We start from the raw sequence: 981 nt of genomic DNA on the forward strand, positions 1-981 counted from the left end.
GCTCAAGACGACGGCCAGCGCCATCAGCATCGGCACCAGCAACGACACGACCAGCATCAAGAAGGCGATCACGGATTTCGCAGACTCCTACAACAAGCTGCTCAACCTGATGCGCGACCAGACCAAGTACGACGCCGGCACCAAGACCGCCGGTGTGCTTCAGGGCGACAGCAAGGCAGTTTCCGTGCAACAGATGCTGCGCGGCATCACCGGCGGCAGCACGACACTCGCCGGCGCCTTCGGCCGCCTGGCCGACATCGGCCTGGAACCCGGCCAGAACGGCACGCTGACGGTCAACTCGACGAAGCTCGACAAGGCGCTGACCAATCTCACGGACTTGAAGAAGCTGTTCGCCGCGCCGGACGCCGCCACGCCGCGCAACCGGGGCTTCGCTCTGCAATGGAACACCTTTGCCACCCAGATCCTGGGCACGGACGGCGCCATCACCAACGGCCAGAGCAGCCTGCAAAAGCGCATCGCCAGCAACGACGCCACGATCGACCACATGCAGGACTCGCTGACATTGACCGAAAAGCGCCTGCGCGCGCAGTACAGCGCGCTGGACACCAAGATGAGCCAGCTCAGCGCGCTGTCGTCCTATGTCAACAAGCAGTTCGGCAGCACCTCGTCGAGCTGAGCCCGTGAAGAATTGCAAACAAGGCGCCTTAGGGCGCCTTTTTCATGCCGCCAGCGGGGGTTGGCCGCCTCAAGTTCCCCGGCCGGGCGCCGAAATTTGAAGGTATCCAGCCCAGAGAGCCCCCATGTACGGATCCTCCTCCCCGTTTGCTTCCCGAGCTCACCGCGCCGGCTCCGCCTACGGCAAGGTCGGCGTCGAGACCGATGTCCTCAGCGCCAGCCCGCACCGCCTCGTCGCCCTGCTGTTCGACGGCGTCATGGAAGGCATGAACATGGCCCTGGCCGCGATCCAGGCAGGCAACACGCCGGTCAAGAACAACTCACTGTGCCGCTGTGTGCGCATCC

The 981-nt window shown here is 64.3% G+C and carries 2 protein-coding genes; both read left to right on the forward strand.

The window, feature by feature from the left end; genetic code table 11:
- Nucleotides 1-637: flagellar filament capping protein FliD (gene fliD, locus ACXJKR_RS33465; RefSeq protein ID WP_457326528.1), on the forward strand; the 637-nt coding region annotated here is incomplete at its 5' end.
- Nucleotides 638-761: 124 nt separating this feature from the next.
- Nucleotides 762-981: flagellar export chaperone FliS (locus ACXJKR_RS33470; RefSeq protein ID WP_457326529.1), on the forward strand; the 220-nt coding region annotated here is incomplete at its 3' end.

Source organism: Roseateles sp. P5_E11, assembly GCF_054049355.1.